Source organism: Streptomyces sp. NPDC091279, from assembly GCF_044757465.1.
Classification (GTDB): domain Bacteria; phylum Actinomycetota; class Actinomycetes; order Streptomycetales; family Streptomycetaceae; genus Streptomyces.
The window spans coordinates 339831-358273 of sequence record NZ_JBIVVA010000002.1 but is presented as its reverse complement, the minus strand read 5'-3'; the positions used below and the strand labels follow the sequence as shown (position 1 = coordinate 358273).

Genomic DNA, 18443 nt, shown 5'->3' with positions numbered 1-18443 from the left:
CGGCTCACAACCCGGCCAGCACCGGCAGGAGTTCGCTCGCGGCGGCCACGTCCGCCGTGAGCGGGCGGTCGTCGGTGCCGACCGGCAGCACGGCCGCGGCGGCCGCCAGGGCGGGCGGCCTCGGCGCCCCCGGGCGCAGCCGCAACGCCCGTACGGCGCTGACGAGTTCGCAGGCCAGCACGGTGGCGTAGGCGTCGGCCGCACGGAGCGCCTGCCGCGCGGCCTGCCCGGCGAAGCTGGCCGCCTCCTCCAGACCGTGCGAGAGGACGGCATGCCCGGCGGACGCGGGCGCCGCGCTCCACCGCAGCTCCGCCAGCGCCGAGTTGGCGGTGTACTCCAGGATCATCGTGCCGGAGCTGCTCGCCGGACCGGCGGCCAGGAAGGCGGGCAGCGCGGTCAGATCGGGGCGGCCCAGCGCGGCCAGCCGGGCGGTGGAGAGCTGGGCGGTTTGCAGGACCGCCAGATTCAGCCCGTCCAGGGCGAGCCCGAGCGGCGCGGCGAAGAACCCCCCGTGATGGTGGGCGGTGCCCGCCTCGGCGTCCAACAGGGGGTTCTCCGAAGGGCAGTTGATCTCCACCTCGATGATCCGCCGCAGCGCCCTGGACGCGTCCAGGGCGCACCCGTGCACCTGTGGGAAGGCCCGGAAGCCGAACGGGTCCTGGATGCGGCGGGCGGCCGGGGCCGTGTCCGCGAGCAACCGCCGTATCTCGGCGGCCGCGTGGGCGGCGCCGGGGTAGGGGCGCAGCGCGTGCACCGGGGCCGCGTAGGCCTCCAGGGAGCCGGAGACGGCGGCCAGCGAGAGGGCGGCGACCGCGTGGGTGGCCCGCAGCAGGGTGCCCAGGGCGTGCGCGGCCAGCGCGGCCTGCCCGAGCGCGAGGGCGTTGCTGCTCAGCAGGGCGAGCGCGTCACCGGGGCCGAGGGTGACCGGGGCGGGCAGTTCCCTGACCGGCTCGCAGCACCAGGGCCGTTCCCCGATGAGGGTGAGGCCGGTCTGCGCCAGCGCGGTCAGGTCGCCGGTGCCGACCCCGCCGTACTCGCTGATCGCGGGGTGGACGCCGAGGCGCAGGGCGTCGGTGAGGGCGGTGACGAAGGCGGGGTGGATGCCGGAGCCGCCGGCCAGGAGTTGGTTGGCGCGGACGGCGAGCAGGGCGCGGGCCTGCCGGGCCGGCAGCAGTTCGCCCGCCCCGCCGGCGTGGCTGCGCAGCAGCCGCAGACCGTGCTCGGCCTCGTCGCCGGGGTCGACGGCGATGGAGCGGTGGGCGCCGACGCCGGTGCCGCGCCCGTACAGGCGTCCGGCGGCGGCGAGCCGCCCGGCGGTGCGCCAGGAGCGGTGGGCCCGCTCCAGCGCCTCGGGGGCGGGTTCGGGGTGGGTGTCGGCGTCGGCGATCCGGACCAGGGTGTCGACGTCGAGCGTGGCTCCGTCGAGGGCGACGCGGGCCTCCCCCTGGCTCGGGGGGAGGCGCGTCGGGTCGTCCGCGGTGGTGTCCAACGGTGCCTGTCCTGCGGTCAGTTGAGTCCGACGGACTTCAGCCAGGCCTGGGCGACGTCCAGCGGGTCCTTGTTCTCGGACTGCACCTGGGTGTCCAGGGTGAGCAGGGTCTTGGTGTCGAGCTTGGCGGAGACCTCGTTGAGCGCGTCGACGCCCTTCTGCGGCAGTCCGCTCTTGTAGACGAGCGGCTGCACGTTGGCGAACCCGAAGAGGTTCTCCGTGTCCTGGAGGACGACGAACTTCTCCTTCACGATCGTCGGGTCGGTGGTGAAGATGTCCGCGGCCTGCACGGTGTCCTTCTTCAGCGCCGCCTGGGTGAGCGGGCCGCCCGCGTCGAGCGCCTTGAACGACTTGAACTCCAGGCCGTACACCGACTTCAGGCCCACCAGACCCTGCTGGCGGGTCTGGAACTCCGGCGAGGCGCCGATGGCCAGGTCCTTGGCGATGTCCTTGAGGTCCGCGATGGAGGACTCGGCGGTCAGGTTGTACTTGGTCGCGGTGGCCGCGTTGACCGTGACGGAGTCCTTGTCCTGCGCGGACGCGGGGTCGAGGAGCGTCAGCTTGGAGTCGAGCTTGGTGTCGATGGCCGCGGTGGTGGCCGCCACCGTCTTCGGCGTGGCCTTGGCGTCGAGGTAGGCGAGCAGCGCGCCGTTGTACTCGGGCAGCACGGTGATCGAACCGTTCTTGAGCAGCCCGTACGTCGTCTCGCGGCTGCCGATGTTCGGTTTGTAGGTGACCTTGACGCCCTTGGCCTTGAGGGCCTCGCCGTAGATGTCGGCGATCAGGATGCTCTCGGCGAAGTTGTTGGAGCCGACGACGACGGTCTTGCCGTCGGAGCCGCCTCCCTTGAGGGGGTCGGAGCCGCTGTCGCCGGACGAGGAGGAGGAACATCCCGCCAGCAGGGCCGTCGTCGCGGCGAGCGCGACGGCGACCGCGGGGGTCGACTTGGGGGACCTGCGGCGAGGGGCGTTGGAAGTCACGATTCCCGTTCCGGACGCTGGGGATGGGGCGGAAACAAGCTCTGCCCTTTGATCCAATCCAGCCAGTTCCGGCCCGGTCAAGGGGCACCCGGTCACCAATTGGCCTCAATGCGTGGTCGTTTGTGAAGGAAAGGCGAACATACTCGGGCGGATGCGGAGGCTCTTTGTGATGGATTCTTGACGTAGGGCGACGGCGTTGATCGTTCCAGGAGGCGGTAGTCTCACGGCAGTTGGCGTCGGCCACAGCGGTGCGCGGGGGTCACTTCGGTGCCGTTCCGCAGCTCCCCAGCCCCTCGCTCGGGTGTCGAGCAGCGTCCAGACATCGATCAGAATCTGTCACGTGCACCGTCGCGCGCGACGAATCCCCCACGAAGGAGGCCCGGTGTCCACGAACGAGGTGGACGCGACCGCCCGACAGGCCCCACCGCCCTACCGGGCCGGCCGCCTGCGGGCCATCGCCGACCGGTGGCCGTTCCGGCGCAAGCTCAACCTGCTCGTCGGCATCCCGCTCGCGGGCGTCGCCCTGCTCCTGACATATCTGATCGTCGACCAGGTCGAGCAGTCGACCGCCGCCAACGACGCCGCCCGCACGGTCCGCGACAGCGCCCAGGTCGCCACGCTGGTCGACCGGGTGGAGGCCGAGCACCAGCAGGCCATCCTGCTCTCCGTGCGCTACGAGTCCCTCGGCTCCGGCGCCAAGCCCTCGCCGGCCGACTACCGCTCCGCCCAGGCCGCCGTCGACCGGCAGGTCGAGAAGGTCCGCGACACCTTCGGCGAGCAGCTCCCGGACTCCGAGGCGCAGGCGCTGCGCGAGGTCAACGGCCTCAGCAGCCTGCGCGAGACGGTCGAGCAGGGCTATCTGCCCGCCGACAACATCGACCCCGCGTACACCAACGCCTCCAAGGGTCTGATCGACGGCCTCAACCTGGACCGCGACCCCGCCCTCGCCGCCACCTTCACGGGCAACCTGCTGGACTCGCTGCTGCGCGCCGACGCCGCCCACAGCTCCTTCGAGACGAGCGTGTTCTCGGCGCGCACCGGGGACACCAACGCGCTGATCGAGTTCACCAACGCGGTCGGCGCCTACGAGCTGTACAACCACCAGGCCGAACGGTTCGCCCGGTTCGCCACCGAGGAACAGACCAACCGCCTGGGCGGCATCGAGCACAACGCGGCGCAGGCCACGATCATCCAGCACTACGCCGAACTCCAGCTCGACCCGGGCTCGTTGCAGGCCCAGACGCCCACCGAGATCGACAAGGCGCTCGCCGCCGCCCTCGCCGCCTACCCCGACTACCGCAAGCAGTCCGAGGCCCGGCTGAAGATCACCGGTGCGCTGATCGGTGAGATCGCCGACCGGGCCGACAGCGCGTCCACCGAGGCCGCTTTCCGCGCCGGGCTGCTGCTCAACATCGGTCTGATCGGGTTCGCGGTGTGGATCGCGTTCTCGGTGCTGGTGCGCCGCTCGGTGATCGGCCCGGTGACGGCGCTGACCGGTGCCGCCCGCGAGGTCGCCGAGGTGGCCGGGCGGGAGCTGGCCCGGGTCGCGGACGACGACACCGGCGACGAGCGACCGCCGCAGCTGCGCGCGATGCCGGTCACCGCGCGCGACGAGATCGGCGAACTCGCCGAGGTCTTCAACCGGGTGCAGAGCACGGCCATCGCGCTCCTGGAGCGCCAGGTGCTCAGCCGCCGCAACGTCGCCGAGATGTTCGGCAACGTCGGCCGCCGCGTCAGCAACCTGACGACCCGTCAACTCGCCCTGATCGACGCCGTGGAGCGCGGCGAGACCGATCCGGCGCTGCTCGAACGCCTCTACTCCATCGACCACATCGCCGTCCGGCTGCGCCGCAACGCGGACTCCCTGATGCTGCTGGCCGGCATCCGCGAGACCGCCCTCGGCTCCGGGCCGACCGAGCTGACCAACGTCGTGCGGGCCGCGCTCGGGCAGATCGAGGGCTTCCAGCGGGTGCAGTTGCAGGCCCGCACCGAGGCCATGGTCGGGCCGGACATCATCGGTGACCTCACCCTGATGGTGGCCGAACTCCTGGAGAACGCCGTCGCGTTCTCGCCGGTCGGCAGCCCCGTCGAGGTCGCCGTGCGCGGCAACGAGGACGGCGCCTCCATCGTCGTCGCCGACCACGGCCTCGGCATGAGCGCCGAGCGGCTGGCCGAGGAGAACGCCCGGCTGATCCGCCGCGAACGCCTGGACCTGGTGCCGACGAAGGTGCTCGGCCTGTTCGTGGTCGGCACCCTGGCCCGCCGCTGGGACGTCGACGTCACCCTCTCCCGCACCCCGGGCGGCGGCGTCACCGCCGAGGTCCTCGTCCCGTCCGGCCTGCTGCTGACACCGACCCCGGAGACGGCCGCCGCGCCCCGACAGCCCAAGCCCCCGCACAACGGCGCCGAGCGCCCCGCCCTGCCCACCGCCCCGGAGGTGTCGGGCCCCCGCCCCGCCGCCGGTGCGGACCGGGCACCGTCGGCCGGACCCGCCGGGGACACCCAGGCCGATCCACCGCTCCCCCGCCGGGTGCCACGCCGGGACGCCGCCGAGGACGCCGCCGAGGACGCCGTCCAGGCGGTGCCCACGCCCACGAGCACGCCGTTCATCCCCAAGGCCCGCGCCGAGGCGACGCCCGAGGAGCCGACGCTGTCCGCACCGCCCGCAGGCGACGGCTCCCGCCCGTTGCGCCGCCGTGTCCGCGGAGCGACCCTCCGCACCACCCTCGACGAGGACCAGTTGACGTCGAAGCAGGCGGCGAAGCCCGCCGACCCGGAAGCGGTCCGTGACTCGCTCGACGAGTTCGAGGCCGCCGTGGCCCGCGCCCACCGCGACAGCGCGCAGGCCCCGCCCGACCTCCCCCGCCGTACGACCTCCGAACAACCCCGCAAGAACGACCTCCCGGAAGGAGTGGAGCAGTGAGTACGTCGACAGGTGACACTCCTACGGGAGGCACCCCGCCGACCGATCTGCAAACCGCCGCAGCCGACTTCACCTGGCTGCTCAACCGGTTCGCGACCGAGACCGCGGGTGTCGTCGACGCCATCGCGGTCTCCTCGGACGGACTGCTCATCGCCGTTTCGGAACTGCGCGAACGCGCGCACTCCGAGCGGCTCGCGGCGATCGTCTCCGGCATCACCAGCCTGGCCGCCGGCGCCTCCGGCAACTACGGTCTCGGCCCCCTGAACAAGGTCATCATCGACCTGGAGGGCGGCCATGTGCTGGTCTCCGCGATCGGCAGCGGCGCCGTGCTCGGCGTGGTCGCCGACAAGGAGGCCAAGCTCGGCAACATCGCCTACGAGATGACGTTGTTCGCCAACCGGGCCGGTTCCGCGCTCAGTCCGCAGCTCGTGCTCGAACTGAAGAACAACGTCGGCGTCGCGTCGGCCGGCTGACCGCTCCACCCGGTCCGGAAAGGAAGACGACACTATGGCCGACGGCCGCGAACCGGTTGCGCAGCCAGGTGAAGCCGACCTGACCAGTCCGGCCGACCCGGTCGGCCCCGCCTCCGCCGTACGGCCGTTCCTGCTCACCGCGGGGCGGGTGGCGCCCAGCGCGGCCGGCCGGCCGGTGCCCGTCGAGACCCAGGTGGTGGCCACCGCCGAGGGGCTCACCGCGCTCGACGGGCTCTCCTTCGAACAGCACGACATCGTCGCCGCCTGCCGGTTGCCGCAGTCCATCGCGGAACTCGCGGCCCGGCTGCGGCTGCACCTGAACGTGGTGCGGGTCCTCGCCGAGGACCTGCGCGCGGCCGGTCATCTGACGGTGTACGTGCCCGACAGCGACCTCACCCATGACGCGTCCGTGCTGCGCAGGGTGATCGATGGCCTCCGTGCCATCCCCGACTCCCGAGGGGTACTCCGTGACACCGACTGAACCTCTCGCCCCGCTGCGTCCGCCGCTGCCGGTCAAGATGGTGATCGCCGGCGGGTTCGGCGTGGGCAAGACCACCGCCGTCGGCGCGATCTCCGAGATCGAACCGCTCACCACCGAGGCCGCGATCACCGAGGTCGCGGCGGGCGTGGACGACCTGAGCCACACCCCGGCCAAGACCACCACCACGGTGGCGATGGACTTCGGCTGCATCACCATCGACCCGACGCTCAAGCTGTACCTGTTCGGCACGCCCGGCCAGGAACGGTTCGGGTTCATGTGGGACGACATCGTCGAGGGCGCCCTCGGTGGCCTGGTCATCGTCGACACCCGCAGGCTCGACGACTGCTATGCCGCCGTCGACTACTTCGAACACCGCCAGATCCCGTTCGCGGTGGCCGTCAACGCCTTCGACGGCAAGGTCGAACACACCCTGGACGAGGTCCGCTGGGCCCTCGACGTGGCCGACCGCACCCCGGTGGTCGTCTTCGACGCCCGAGAACGAGGCTCAGTAAGAGACGCCCTACTCAAGGTCCTGGAACAGGCGTTGTCCCGCACAGAGCCCTGACCGACCCCAAAAAAGCGGGCCTGAGACCCCTGTCCCAGGCCCGCCAACTCGGGCTTGCCAGCCAACAGTTCGGCAACGCCCTGCTTTTAAGGGGCGCGGGGCTGTATCAAATTTGCGGCTCCGCCGCGCGGGCGCGACCAGCCCCCACCGGGCCGCACCCGACCGACAACCGCTAGTTCCCCCGCCGAACCCCCGGCGAGACCGCCACCCGGTGGACGACCCAGAAGAACCCCAGCGTCACCAGCGCGAGGACCGCGACCAACGTCGCACCCCCCACGACCTTCTCGTAATTCCGCTGGTACAGCCCATCGACGATGTACCGCCCAAGCCCCCCGAGACTCACGTACGCGGCGATCGTCGCCGTGGAGACGATCTGAATCGCCGCCGACCGCAACCCACTCAGGATCAACGGCAGAGCAACCGGCAGTTCCACCCGGAACAAGATCCGCCCCTCCGCCATCCCCATGCCCCGCGCCGCGTCGACCGGCGCCGGATCGACCGACCGCATCGCCTCGTACGTGGTCACCAGGATCGGCGGCACCGCCAGCACGACCAACGGAATCATCACCGGCAGATGCCCGAGCCCGAGCAGCACGAACATCAGCACCAGCAACCCGAAACTCGGCAACGCCCGCCCCGCCGTGGCGATGAACGCGAGGCTGTTGCCACCCCGCCCGGTGTGCCCGGTGATCAGCCCCACCGGCAACCCGATGACCGCGGCGATCACCAGCGCGAGCAACGAGTACTGCACATGCTCCCGCAGCCGCGTCGGGATGCCGTCATAGCCGTGCCAGTGCGCACCGTCGCTGAAGAACTGCTGCATGAAGTGGAGTACGTTCACCGGACGGCGTCCTTCGAAACGGGTGCGGCGGGCCGGGCCTCGGCGGAAGCGGACGTGGACGGAGGCGCGGGCACGGCCACGGCCGCAGGCTCGGACACGGACGCGGCACGGGACCCCCCGCCCCCACGCGGCATCCACGGCGTCAACAGCACCCGCACCCCCACCAGCACCACGTCCGCGGCGATGGCGAGCACGGCGGTGCCGATGACGGAGAGCCAGATCAGCCGGGGCTGGTGGTAGATCATGCCGTCGTTGAGGAGGTTGCCCAGCCCGCCCTGGTTGCCGATCAGCATGCCGACGCTGACCAGCGAGATGCTGGAGACGGTGGCCACCCGCAGCCCGGCGACGAGCGCGGGCACGGCGATCGGCAACTGCACCTGGAGGTACCGGCGGACCGGCCCGAGCCCCATCGCGGTGGCCGCGTCAAGGGTCTCCTGCGGCACCGAGCGCACCCCGTCGACGATGGCCGGCACGAACACGACGAGGCTGTAGACGGCCAGCGGGATCATCACCGTCGTCTCGGTCTGCCCGGTGTAGTCGATGAGGACGACGAAGAAGGCGAGCGACGGAACGGCGTACAGGATCGTCGTCACCCACAGCACCGGCGGGTACAACCAGCGCAGCCGGACGCAGAGTTGGGCCAGCGGCAGCGCGACCACCAGACCGGCGAGGACCGGCACGAGGGCGAGCCGCAGATGCAGGACGACCAGCCCCCCGTACGTGTTCTGGAGGTCGCTCGGTATGTCGAACAGCCCGCTCATCCGGCGTCCTTCCGCAGGACCGGGCCGCCCGCGTCGACGGCGTCGCTCGCCTCGGCCGGGCGGGCCGCGTGGGCGGTGCGGATGGCCTCGGCGATGGTCTGCTGGGAGACCACGCCGGTGACCCGTCCGTCGGCGCCGACCGCGACGGCCCACCCGGTCGGCGAGAGCACCGCGCCGTCGAGCGCGGCCCGCAACGACTCCGTGGCGGGCGCGAACGGCCGCCCACAGGCGAGGAGTTGCGACGGTTCGATGCGTCCGGCGCGCAGCGCGTGCGGCTCGGCCCAGCCCAGCGGCCTGCCGTCGAGGCCGGTGACGAGGAGGTAGGGAACCTCCGGGGTGGCGCGGGCGGCGATCTGCTCGGCGGTGGCGTCGAGGGCGACGATCGGCGTGGTCAGCAGCGGGAGTCCGGCGGCGGGGAAGAACGACAGCCGCCGGATGCCCCGGTCCGCGCCGAGGAAGTCCTCGACGAACGTGTCCGCCGGGTCGGTGAGCAGGTCGGCCGGGGGTGCGAACTGCGCGAGCCGCCCGCCGGTGCGCATCACCGCGACCATCGTGCCGATCTTCACGGCCTCGTCGATGTCGTGCGTGACGAAGACGATGGTCTTGCCCAACTCGTCTTGGATGCGCAGGAGTTCGTCCTGAAGGCCTTTGCGCACGATCGGGTCGACGGCGGAGAAGGGCTCGTCCATCAGCAGCAGGGGCGGATCGGCGGCGAGGGCACGGGCCACGCCGACGCGCTGCTGCTGGCCGCCGGAGAGCTGGTAGGGGTAGCGCTTGGCGAGCGAGGCGTCGAGGCCGACGCGGCCCATCAACTCCCGTGCCCGGTCCCGGGCCCGGCCCTTGTCCCAGCCGAGCAGGCGGGGCACGGTGGCGATGTTGTCGAGGATCGTGCGGTGCTGGAAGAGGCCCGCGTTCTGGATGACGTACCCCATGGACCGGCGCAGGGTGGTGACGGGTTCCTTCAGGATGTCCCTGCCGTCGATGAGGATGGTGCCCTCGGTGGGCTCGATCATCCGGTTGATCATGCGCAGGGTGGTGGTCTTGCCGCAGCCCGAGGGTCCCACCAGGACGGTGATCGAGCGGTCGGGTATCTCCAACGAGAGGTTGTCCACCGCCACCGTGCCGTCCGGGTACCTCTTGGTGACTGAATCTATCCGTATCAAAACGCCGAATACCCTTCGGGTCTGGCAGGTGTCGCCCGCGGTGGCGGGCGGTTACGGGCCGATGCGGATCGAGTCTAAACGGCCGGTGGCGGGGTGCGGCGGGGCCCCGGGGCACGGTTCGGCACCGACCTGGTGAACTCCCCGCCGGGGCCGGTGCCTTGGAGCCCGATGCGGTAGGGCTGTGCCGTTCCTGTGAGTTCACTGATTCTCACCCTCCGCACAGGGAGCGCTCAGAGATCCCCCAGGAGCACCCCTGATCGTCAGGGTCATGAACGAAACGAACGCGGGAGGCGTCCGGCGCCGGTCGGTCGAGGTCGTGGTGCCGGTGTACAACGAGGCACACGTCCTCGCCGACAGTGTCGGCCGTCTCCACGCCTACCTCGAAGAGTCCTTCCCGTTCCCGTTCCGCATCACGGTCGCGGACAACGCCAGCACCGACGGCACGTGGGAGGTGGCCCGCGACCTGACGCTGCGGCTGCCGCACACCCACGCCGTGCGGCTGGACCAGAAGGGGCGGGGGCGCGCGCTCAAGCACGTGTGGAGCGCGTCCACCGCCGATGTCGTCGCCTACATGGACGTCGACCTGTCCACCGGTCTCGAAGGGTTCCTGCCGCTGGTCGCGCCGCTGCTGTCCGGGCACAGCGACCTCGCGATCGGCAGCCGGCTGCACCGGCAGGCGGCCGTGGTGCGGGGCCCCAAGCGGGAGTTCGTGTCCCGCTCCTACAACCTGCTGCTGCGGCTCGGGCTCGCGGCCCGGTTCTCGGACGCGCAGTGCGGGTTCAAGGCGGTGCGCACGGACGTGTTCCGGGCGCTCGCCCCGCACATCGAGGACACCGCCTGGTTCTTCGACACCGAACTCCTCGTGCTGGCGCAGCGCAACAAGCTGCGCGTCCACGAGGTGCCGGTCGACTGGACCGACGACCCGGACAGCCGCGTCGACATCGTCCGCACCGCCGTCGACGACCTCAAGGGGATGGCCCGGCTGCTGCGCGCGACGGCGACCGGCCGCACCCGTCTGACCGTTCCCCGGCGGACCGCCACCCCGCAGGTGCCGGCCGCCCGCCCGACCACCGCAGTCCTGCCCGGGGCGAACGCCTCTTCCTCCTCCCAGCACCTGGAGCACGCGTCATGACCACCCTCGCCCCGCCGCCCGCGTCGGCCGCCCCGGAGGGCGGGCAGCGCTCCGCGACCCCGTCGGCCCGACTCGGCAGACTGTTCACCGGCGCCCCCGAGGACCCCCGTTGGGCCCGCCCGGCGCTGTGGGCGATCCTCGTCCTGGCGACCGCCCTCTACGCCTGGAACATGAACTCCCTGACGGGCAACAGCTTCTACAACGCGGCCGTCTACAGCGGCACGAAGAGCTGGAAGGCGTTCTTCTTCGGGGCGCTGGACGCCGGCAGCTTCATCACCGTCGACAAACCCCCCTTCGCGCTCTGGGTGATGGGCCTGTCGGCCCGGATATTCGGGTACGGGAGCTGGCAGTTGGCGCTGCCGATGGTCGCGGTCGGCACCGGTTCGGTCGCGCTGCTGTACCGGATGGTCAAGCGGGACTTCGGGGCGGTGGCCGGCACGATCGCCGCGCTGGTGCTCACCCTCACGCCGATCACGGTGGCCATCACCCGGGACACCAACCCGGACCCGATCCTGGTCTTCCTGATGCTGCTGGGCGCCGCCGCCCTGATGAAGGCGGTGCGCAACGGGCGGCTGATGCCGCTGGTGTGGTCGGCGGTCGCGATCGGCTTCGCGTTCAACACGAAGATGATGCAGGCGTACGTCGTGCTGCCGGTGTTCTTCCTGGTCTACCTCTGGGCCGCGCAGCTCTCGCTGGGCCGCCGCATCCGCAACCTGGCCGTCGCCACCGTCGCCCTGGTCGTCTCCAGCGCCTGGTGGATGGTGATCGTCGACCTGATCCCGGCGTCCTCGCGGCCCTACATCGGCGGTTCGACCGACAACACCGTCTGGGACCTGGTCATCGGCTACAACGGCTTCGGCCGGATCTTCGGCGCCAGCTCGTCGGTCGGTTCGCAGGGCAACGGCGCGAGCTTCGGCGGCAGCGCGGGCATCTACCGGCTGTTCAACGAGATCATGGGCGGCCAGATCTCCTGGCTGATCCCCTTCGCCCTGATCGCCCTGGTCGGCGGTCTGGTGCTGCGCGGCCGGGCACCCCGTACGGACGCCAAGCGGGCGGCGCTGCTGCTGTGGGGCGGCTGGTTCGTCCTGCACTACCTGACCTTCGCGCTCGCCGAGGGCACGTTCCACCCGTACTACGTGACCGCCATGGCCCCGGGTATCGCGGCGGTGGCCGGTGCGGGCGGGGTGCTGCTGTACCGCGCCTTCAAGGAGGGCTCGGCGGCCAAGTGGGCGTGGGTGCTGCCGCTGGCGATCGCCGCCAGCACCGTCCTCGCGGTCGTGCTGCTCCAGCGGGTGTCCGGTTCGGGCACCGTGTACACGGTCGCCGAGGTGGTGGCCGGGGTCGCCGGTACGGCCGCGGTGCTCGGTCTGCTGGCCGGGCGGTTCCTGGGCCGGCAGCGGCTGATGGGCTTCGCGGTGCTGGCGGCGGTCGTCGCCCTGCTCGCCGGTCCCACCGCGTACTCGGTCTCCGCGGCCACCTCCTCCAGCGCCAACGGCACCAACCCGACGGCCGGTCCGAGCACGGGCGGCGGCATGGGCGGCGGTCCCGGCGGCAGCAGCTCCAAGAGCGGCTCCACGAGCGGCCAGTCGATGGGCCAGCCCCCGTCGGGCACCAAGCCGAGCGGCAACGCGCCTTCGGGCAGCGGGAGTTCGTCCACGAAGACGGAGTCGGGTGCGGCGCCGTCGGGTTCCGAGTCCAGTAAGTCGTCCGGCGGTGGCGGCGGCATGGGCGGCGGCACCCAGGTCAGCAGCGCGATGATCTCGTACCTGAAGAAGAACCAGGACGGGGCCACCTGGCTGGTGGCGGTGGCCACCGACCAGACGGCGTCGGAGATCATCCTGGAGTCCGGTCAGCCGGTGATCTCGATGGGCGGCTGGTCCGGCAGCGACAACGCGATGACGCTGGCCAAGCTCAAGTCCCTGGTGAAGTCCGGCACGTTGCACTACATCGTCGTCAGCAGCAACGGCGGTCAGAGCACCAACTCCGAGATCTCCACCTGGGTCAAGAAGCACGGCACGGCGGTGAGTTCCTACAGCGGCCTGTACCGCCTGGACGCCTCCGACGTCAGCTGAGCCCCGTCCCCCGGGAAAAAGGGCGGGCCCACCGGACTCCAAGTCCGGTGGGCCCGCCCTTTGTTGTGCGTGCCGGAGGTGCGGCGGCTCTGTTGTGCGTGCCCGAGGTGCGGCGGCCGTTACGCGGCGGCCGACTCCGGTGCCGTCGGGAACCCGGCCGTGCGCAGCACCTGCCGTGCGCCGTCCACGGCGAACACCTCGCAGCCGGGCTGGTCCGCCGCCCACGCGATGCCGTCGGCGCCCAGCGCGAACGCCGCCGTCGCGACCGCGTCGGCCACCGTCAGGGAGTCGGCGACGACCGTCATGCTGAGCAGTCCGGTCGCCGGGCGTCCGGTGCGGCCGTCGATGATGTGGTCGCCGCGCTCGTAGCGGGCGGACGTGGCGACCGCGCCGTTCGTCAGTTCCAGGACGGTGCACAGCTGGTCGGCGTGTTCGGGGTGGCGTACGCCGACCCGCCACGGCCCGCCCGAAGTGACCACGTCTCCCCCGGCGTTGAGGCAGAACCGGCGCGCCCCGGCCGCCGTCAGGAGCCCGGCCGCGCGCTGCACGGACCAGCCCTTGACGACCGCGCACGGGTCGAAGGGGCGGCCCGGCAGCCGGACGTCGAAGGCGCCGTCGGTGGCGGCCCGGTAGTGCTCGCACAGGTCGAGCACCTCGGCCAGGTCGGCGCTCAGCTCCCCGCGCCGCAGCTCGCCCCGGCCGAAGCGGGAGACCTCGCTGCCGGACTTGAAGGGGCTGAACCGTTCGTCGACCTCGCGCAGCCACCCGAAGACGGCGTCGGCCGCCGACTCGGGGACGTCGGGGTCGTCGACCCGCAGCGAGACCGGGAACCCCATGACGTGTTCGACGCGGCGCACGTCAGGAGGCCTTCGCGTCGATGGCGGCCTGGAGGGAGGTGCGGTAGCCGCCGCTGGTGATGGTGGCGCCGGAGACCGTGTCGATCGTCGCGCTCTGCGCCTTCAGCGTCTCCGCGATCAGCTTCGGCACCGCCGCCGCCGTCTGCGGGTGGTTCGGCTGCTGGAGCATCCGCACGGCCGTGATCTTGTCCCCGGCGAAGGTCACCTCGACCTGGACCGGGCCCTTCTCCGTCTGGACCGTCGAACCGGCGACGACCTGCTTGGCCGTCGAGGTGGACGCGGTGGCCGAGGGCGACGGGGAGGCGGCGGCCGCCTTCTCCTGCTGGTCGATGGCGGCCTGGAGGGAGGTGCGGTAACCGGTGCTGGTGATGGTGGCGCCGGAGACCGTGTCGATCTTGGCGCTCTGCGCCTTCAGCGTCTCCGCGATCAGCTTCGGCACCGCCGCCGCCGTCTGCGGGTGGTTCGGCTGCTGGAGCATCCGCACGGCCGTGATCTTGTCGCCGTCGAAGGTCACCTCGACCTGGAGGGGACCCTTCTCCGTCTGGATCAAGGTGCCCTTGACGACGGTGCCCGACGAGGTGCCGGAGGAGGCGGACGCGGAGGTGGTCGGCGTGGGGGTGGCGACCGTGGTGGTCCCGGTGGACGGTTCGTAGCGCCAGATCGGGATCAGACCGGCGACCGACAGGACCAGGACAGGTATGGCTCGCTTCATGTCGTGTCTCTCATCCCGCCAGGCTGAAGCGTTCGAAATGGACCTGCTGCTTGGGTACGCCCAGCTCACGCAGGTTGTTGATCACCGCGTTCATCATCGGCGGCGGCCCGCACAGGAACACGTCCCGCTCGACGATGTCCGGCACCATCCGGGCCAGCTCGCCGGGGGCCAGCAGATCGGGGGCGACCGGTCCCGTCACCAGGTGCAGTTCGGCGCCCTTGGCGTGGGCGAGGTCGCGCAGCTCGTCGTAGAGAACGGCGTCACGGTCGGCGCTCACCCGGTAGATGACCACGGCGTGCCCCTCCAGGTCCTCCAGGAGGGCGCGGATCGGGGTGACGCCGACGCCACCGGCGATCAGCACGGACTCGGAGCGGGTGCGGTGCAGGGTGGTGAAGGCGCCGTAGGGGCCCTCGGCGAAGACCCGGGTGCCGACCTTCACATGGCGCAGGGCGGCCGAACCGGCACCGGCGCGCTTGACGGTCAGGCGCAGCCGCTCGCCGTCGGGCGCGGCGGACAGCGAGAAGGGGTTCGCCTGCCACCAGCGGTCGGCGGTCAGGAACCGCCAGAGGAAGAACTGTCCGGCCCGGGCCGGCATCCGGTCGAGGTCACGCCCGGTGACATAGATCGAGACGACGTCGTCGGACTCGGGCACGACGGCGGAGACCCGCAGCTGGTGGCGGTAGTTGCGCCACAACGGCAGCACCACGCGGCCCAGGAGCACCGAGCCGAGGGCGACGCCCCACACGCCGTACCAGTACGCGGTGGCGGCGGGCGACGAGGTGAACGTCGTGCCGACGGCGACCTGGTGGGTGAAGGCGAGGAACACCGCGACGTAGGTGTAGAGGTGGATGAAGTGCCAGGTCTCGTAGGCGAGGCGGCGCCGGGCGAAGCGGCCGGAGACCGCGCCGACCACCAGGACGATGGTGAACGCGGCGATCGCGCGCAGCACGCCCTCGGTGGTCTCGGCGAGGTCGATCACCTCGGCGATGGGCCCGACCCCGGCGCTGTCCGCGTACCCGAAGGCGATGAAGACGACATGCCCGAGGAGCGTCCACAGGATGCCGAAGCCGGTCCAGCGGTGCCAGGAGGTGAGCCGGTCCATGCCGATCCGGCGGTCGAGCCAGGGCAGCCGGGCCACCAGGAGCAGCTGGAACGCCATGAAGAGGGCGCCGTAGAGACCGAACAGGCGGCCGATCACGATGAGCGCGTTGGAGGCGAATCCGGCCTGGGCGAAGAAGTAGGTCACCACGGCCGCGTTCGCGGCCAGCACGGCGTACAGACCCGTGCGGGCCACCGCCCTGGGGCGTATCGCCGTGGGGGGCGCAGGGGGCGATTGGACGGTCGTCACGGACGGCAGCTCCTTGATCGGTGCAGGGGTATTCGAGCTTCCCTGTCGGGAGCTGTCGTTCTGCTGTCGGTCAACTTTCAAACACTTATCGATTCGATGGCTCCCGGCGGCCGCCTGTGGTGGGGCGGGCCGGGTGGCGCACTATGAGCGGGTGGAAAAAGTACGCCTTCTCGTTGTGGACGACGACCCGCCGATCGCCGATCTCGTGGCGACGGTCGCCCGCTACGAGGGCTGGGACGCGGTCACCGCCAACAGTGGCGAGGAGGCGTTGCGGCTGGCCGGTGAGTTCAAGCCGGACATCGTGGTGCTCGACCTGATGTTGCCCGATCTGGACGGTTTCGGGGTACTGGACGGGTTGCGGCGCTCGGGCGCGATGGTGCCTGTGGTGTTCCTCACCGCGCGCGACACGGTGGCCGACCGGGTGGCCGGGCTGACCCGGGGCGGCGACGATTACCTGGTCAAACCGTTCGCGGTGGAGGAATTGATGGCCCGGCTGCGGACCGTGCTGCGGCGCAGCGCCGGGCCCGGCTTCCAGCGGTCGGTGCTGCGCGTGGCGGATCTCACCATGGACGAGGACACCCGGGAGGTGCGGCGCGGTGCGAAGGCGCTGACCCTGACGCCGACCGAGTACGAGGTGCTGCGCTACCTGATGCGCAAGTCGCCGACCGTGCTGACCAAGGCGCAGATCCTCGACCATGTGTGGGAGTACGGCTTCGGGGGCCGCTCCAACGTCGTCGAGCTGGTCGTCAGCAGGCTGCGCCGCAAGCTCGACGACACCGGCGAGCCGTTGATCCACACGGTGCGCGGGTTCGGGTACGTGGTGCGGCGGGTGCCCGAGTGAGGGGGCTGCCGTGGCGCTACCGGCGGCTGCGCCTGGGGACGCGGCTGGCGCTGGGCCTGGGCGCGCTGGCCCTGGTGGTGTTCGGGGTGGTCGGCACGGCCCTGACGACGTACATGCGCACCTACCTGTCGAACCAGCTCGACGATCAGCTCGGGCTGGCCCAGGTCGCCCAGTCGAAGAGCATCGTCGACAGCGGCTCGCTCCAGGGCAAGAAGTACTACCGCTGGTACTACGCGGTGTACGACGTGAAGAACGGTTCCCCGGTGCTGCGCAGGCCCGAGGAGTCCGGCGACCTGCCCGCCGACCTCGACGACCTGACGGCGGTGGCGCGGGCCCAGCTCCGCAGCGGCACCGAGGTGCTGCGCACCAGCGACCTCACCGACGAGGGCGAGTACCGGCTGCGGGCCTGCGCGGTCGAGCCGGGCGTGGTGCTGGTCAGCGGGGCGCCGCTGGCGGACATCGACGCGACGATGCGGCGGCTGATCACCGTGCAGCTGGTGGCGTTCGGGCTCGCGCTGCTGGCGCTGGTGGTGTTCGGGCGGCGGATGCTGCGGCGGGGCCTGACGCCGCTGAGCGACATGGCGCACACCGCGCACGGCATCACCTCGCACGACCTGACCGAGTCGGCGGCCCGGCTGCCGCTGCGCGCGGACGGCCGGGACGGCGGGCAGGAGGTCGACGAGCTGCGTACCGCGTTCAACACGATGCTGGAGCACATCGACGCCTCGCTCGCGGTCCGCGCGGAGGCCGAACAGCGGCTGCGCCGGTTCGTCGCGGACGCCTCGCACGAGCTGCGCACCCCGCTGATGTCGGTACGGGGGTACGCGGACCTGTTCCAGTACGCCGCCGCCAACGCGCCCGAGGAACGGGACAAGCATCTGGCCCGGCTGCGTCAGGAGGCGGCCCGGATGGGGGTCCTCCTCGACGACCTGCTGCTCCTCGCCCGCCTCGACGCGGCGGAGGTGGAGGCGCCGATGCGCCTCGCGGACACGGACCTGGTGGCCCTGGCCGAGGAGGCGGGGGACGCGTTCCGGGCGAGCCATCCGGACCGCCCCCTGACGAGGACCAGCACCCCGGCGGCCCTGCACCTCCGGGTCGACCCGCACCGGGTCCGCCAGATCCTGGACAACCTCCTCACCAACGCGGCCGTCCACACCCCACCGGGCACCCCGGTCACCCTCACCGTCACGGCCACGCCCGACACCGCCACCGTCCAGGTGACCGACGCGGGCCCGGGCATCCCGCCGGCCGACCAGGAACGCGTCTTCGACCGCTTCTACCGCGTGGACAAGGCCCGCACCAGGGACCGGGGCGGCAGCGGCCTGGGCCTCTCGGTGGCCACAGCCCTGGCAACAGCCCACGCGGGCACCATCACCCTCACCACAACCCCCACCACCACAACCTTCACCCTGACCCTCCCCTTGACCCACCCCACACGGCTGCTCTAGCAACCAACGGACTCGGCAACGCCCTTAAGGGAACGCGGGGTTGCTACCCATCGACGGCTCGGCAACGCCGCTAAGGGGCGCGGGACCGTATCCATATGCGGCTCCGCCGCGCGGGCGCGCCCAACTGGCCGAGCCATGCAACCGACGGCTCGGCAACGCCGCTAAGGGGCGCGGGACCGTATCCATATGCGGCTCCGCCGCGCGGGCGCGCCCAACTGGCCGAGCCATGCAACCGATGGCTCGGCAACGCCGCTAAGGGGCGCGGGGAACTGCGCGACCAGCCCCCACGGCGCCGCACCCGACAAACAACCTCGCAGCCCCCCACCCCCCCTGTACAGAACCGGAGGTTTCATTCAC

The 18443-nt window shown here is 71.6% G+C and carries 16 protein-coding genes; 8 read left to right on the top strand and 8 right to left on the bottom strand.

Going from position 1 to position 18443, the window contains the following annotated elements; translation table 11 throughout:
• Positions 1-4: 4 nt before the first annotated feature.
• Together ACIQOU_RS05220 and ACIQOU_RS05215 are read right to left on the bottom strand one after the other, a co-directional pair.
• A complete protein-coding gene (locus ACIQOU_RS05220; RefSeq protein ID WP_401533992.1) occupies positions 5-1489 on the bottom strand; it encodes an aromatic amino acid ammonia-lyase in 1485 nt (494 codons plus the stop codon).
• A 17-nt stretch (positions 1490-1506) separates the two neighbouring features.
• On the bottom strand, positions 1507-2469 hold the full coding sequence (locus ACIQOU_RS05215) for an ABC transporter substrate-binding protein (protein WP_401533991.1): 963 nt from the start codon (positions 2467-2469) through the stop codon (positions 1507-1509).
• Between the two features lie 382 nt (positions 2470-2851).
• On the opposite strand from ACIQOU_RS05215, the gene ACIQOU_RS05210 reads away from it, so the two are divergent.
• The 4 genes from ACIQOU_RS05210 to ACIQOU_RS05195 are packed head-to-tail and all read left to right on the top strand — an operon-like array spanning position 2852 to position 6911.
• Positions 2852-5392: an ATP-binding protein gene (locus ACIQOU_RS05210; RefSeq protein WP_401533990.1), complete on the top strand. Its 2541-nt coding sequence runs from the start codon at positions 2852-2854 to the stop codon at positions 5390-5392.
• Positions 5389-5865, top strand: coding sequence for a roadblock/LC7 domain-containing protein (locus ACIQOU_RS05205; protein ID WP_401533989.1), 477 nt, complete (start codon positions 5389-5391; stop codon positions 5863-5865). Before ACIQOU_RS05210 ends, ACIQOU_RS05205 begins: the two co-directional genes overlap by 4 nt.
• Before the next feature lie 34 nt (positions 5866-5899).
• Positions 5900-6346: a DUF742 domain-containing protein gene (locus tag ACIQOU_RS05200; protein WP_401533988.1), complete on the top strand. Its 447-nt coding sequence runs from the start codon at positions 5900-5902 to the stop codon at positions 6344-6346.
• Positions 6333-6911 (top strand): GTP-binding protein, encoded by a 579-nt coding sequence (locus tag ACIQOU_RS05195; RefSeq protein WP_401533986.1) that lies wholly within the window; start codon positions 6333-6335, stop codon positions 6909-6911. The genes ACIQOU_RS05200 and ACIQOU_RS05195 overlap by 14 nt, the downstream gene beginning before the upstream one ends.
• A 172-nt stretch (positions 6912-7083) precedes the next feature.
• Here ACIQOU_RS05195 and ACIQOU_RS05190 read toward each other — a convergent pair whose 3' ends face one another.
• Genes ACIQOU_RS05190 through ACIQOU_RS05180 form a run of 3 tightly spaced genes read right to left on the bottom strand, consistent with a single transcriptional unit; the run spans position 7084 to position 9676 of the window.
• On the bottom strand, positions 7084-7752 hold the full coding sequence (locus ACIQOU_RS05190) for an ABC transporter permease (protein ID WP_401533984.1): 669 nt from the start codon (positions 7750-7752) through the stop codon (positions 7084-7086).
• A complete protein-coding gene (locus ACIQOU_RS05185) occupies positions 7749-8513 on the bottom strand; it encodes an ABC transporter permease (protein WP_401533982.1) in 765 nt (254 codons plus the stop codon). The genes ACIQOU_RS05190 and ACIQOU_RS05185 overlap by 4 nt, the downstream gene beginning before the upstream one ends.
• The gene (locus ACIQOU_RS05180) at positions 8510-9676 is read right to left on the bottom strand and encodes an ABC transporter ATP-binding protein (protein ID WP_401533980.1); all 1167 of its coding nucleotides are present in this window, start codon (positions 9674-9676) and stop codon (positions 8510-8512) included. The genes ACIQOU_RS05185 and ACIQOU_RS05180 overlap by 4 nt, the downstream gene beginning before the upstream one ends.
• Before the next feature lie 268 nt (positions 9677-9944).
• Here ACIQOU_RS05180 and ACIQOU_RS05175 point away from each other — a divergent pair, with 268 nt between their 5' ends.
• Positions 9945-10808 (top strand): glycosyltransferase, encoded by an 864-nt coding sequence (locus ACIQOU_RS05175; RefSeq protein ID WP_401533979.1) that lies wholly within the window; start codon positions 9945-9947, stop codon positions 10806-10808.
• On the top strand, positions 10805-12880 hold the full coding sequence (locus ACIQOU_RS05170) for an ArnT family glycosyltransferase (RefSeq protein WP_401533978.1): 2076 nt from the start codon (positions 10805-10807) through the stop codon (positions 12878-12880). The genes ACIQOU_RS05175 and ACIQOU_RS05170 overlap by 4 nt, the downstream gene beginning before the upstream one ends.
• 119 nt (positions 12881-12999) lie before the next feature.
• Here ACIQOU_RS05170 and ACIQOU_RS05165 read toward each other — a convergent pair whose 3' ends face one another.
• The 3 genes from ACIQOU_RS05165 to ACIQOU_RS05155 are packed head-to-tail and all read right to left on the bottom strand — an operon-like array spanning position 13000 to position 15797.
• Positions 13000-13737 carry an FAD:protein FMN transferase gene (locus ACIQOU_RS05165; RefSeq protein WP_401533977.1) on the bottom strand — a complete coding sequence of 246 codons (738 nt, stop codon included), beginning with the start codon at positions 13735-13737 and terminating at the stop codon, positions 13000-13002.
• A gap of 1 nt (position 13738) precedes the next feature.
• Complete coding sequence (locus ACIQOU_RS05160) at positions 13739-14449, bottom strand: FMN-binding protein (RefSeq protein ID WP_401533976.1); 711 nt, start codon at positions 14447-14449, stop codon at positions 13739-13741.
• A gap of 10 nt (positions 14450-14459) precedes the next feature.
• The gene (locus ACIQOU_RS05155) at positions 14460-15797 is read right to left on the bottom strand and encodes a ferric reductase-like transmembrane domain-containing protein (RefSeq protein WP_401533975.1); all 1338 of its coding nucleotides are present in this window, start codon (positions 15795-15797) and stop codon (positions 14460-14462) included.
• Between the two features lie 151 nt (positions 15798-15948).
• Between ACIQOU_RS05155 and ACIQOU_RS05150 the strand changes: the two genes are divergently transcribed.
• A complete protein-coding gene (locus tag ACIQOU_RS05150) occupies positions 15949-16638 on the top strand; it encodes a response regulator transcription factor (protein ID WP_401533974.1) in 690 nt (229 codons plus the stop codon).
• A complete protein-coding gene (locus ACIQOU_RS05145; protein WP_401533973.1) occupies positions 16635-18086 on the top strand; it encodes a sensor histidine kinase in 1452 nt (483 codons plus the stop codon). Before ACIQOU_RS05150 ends, ACIQOU_RS05145 begins: the two co-directional genes overlap by 4 nt.
• Positions 18087-18443 lie beyond the last annotated feature (357 nt).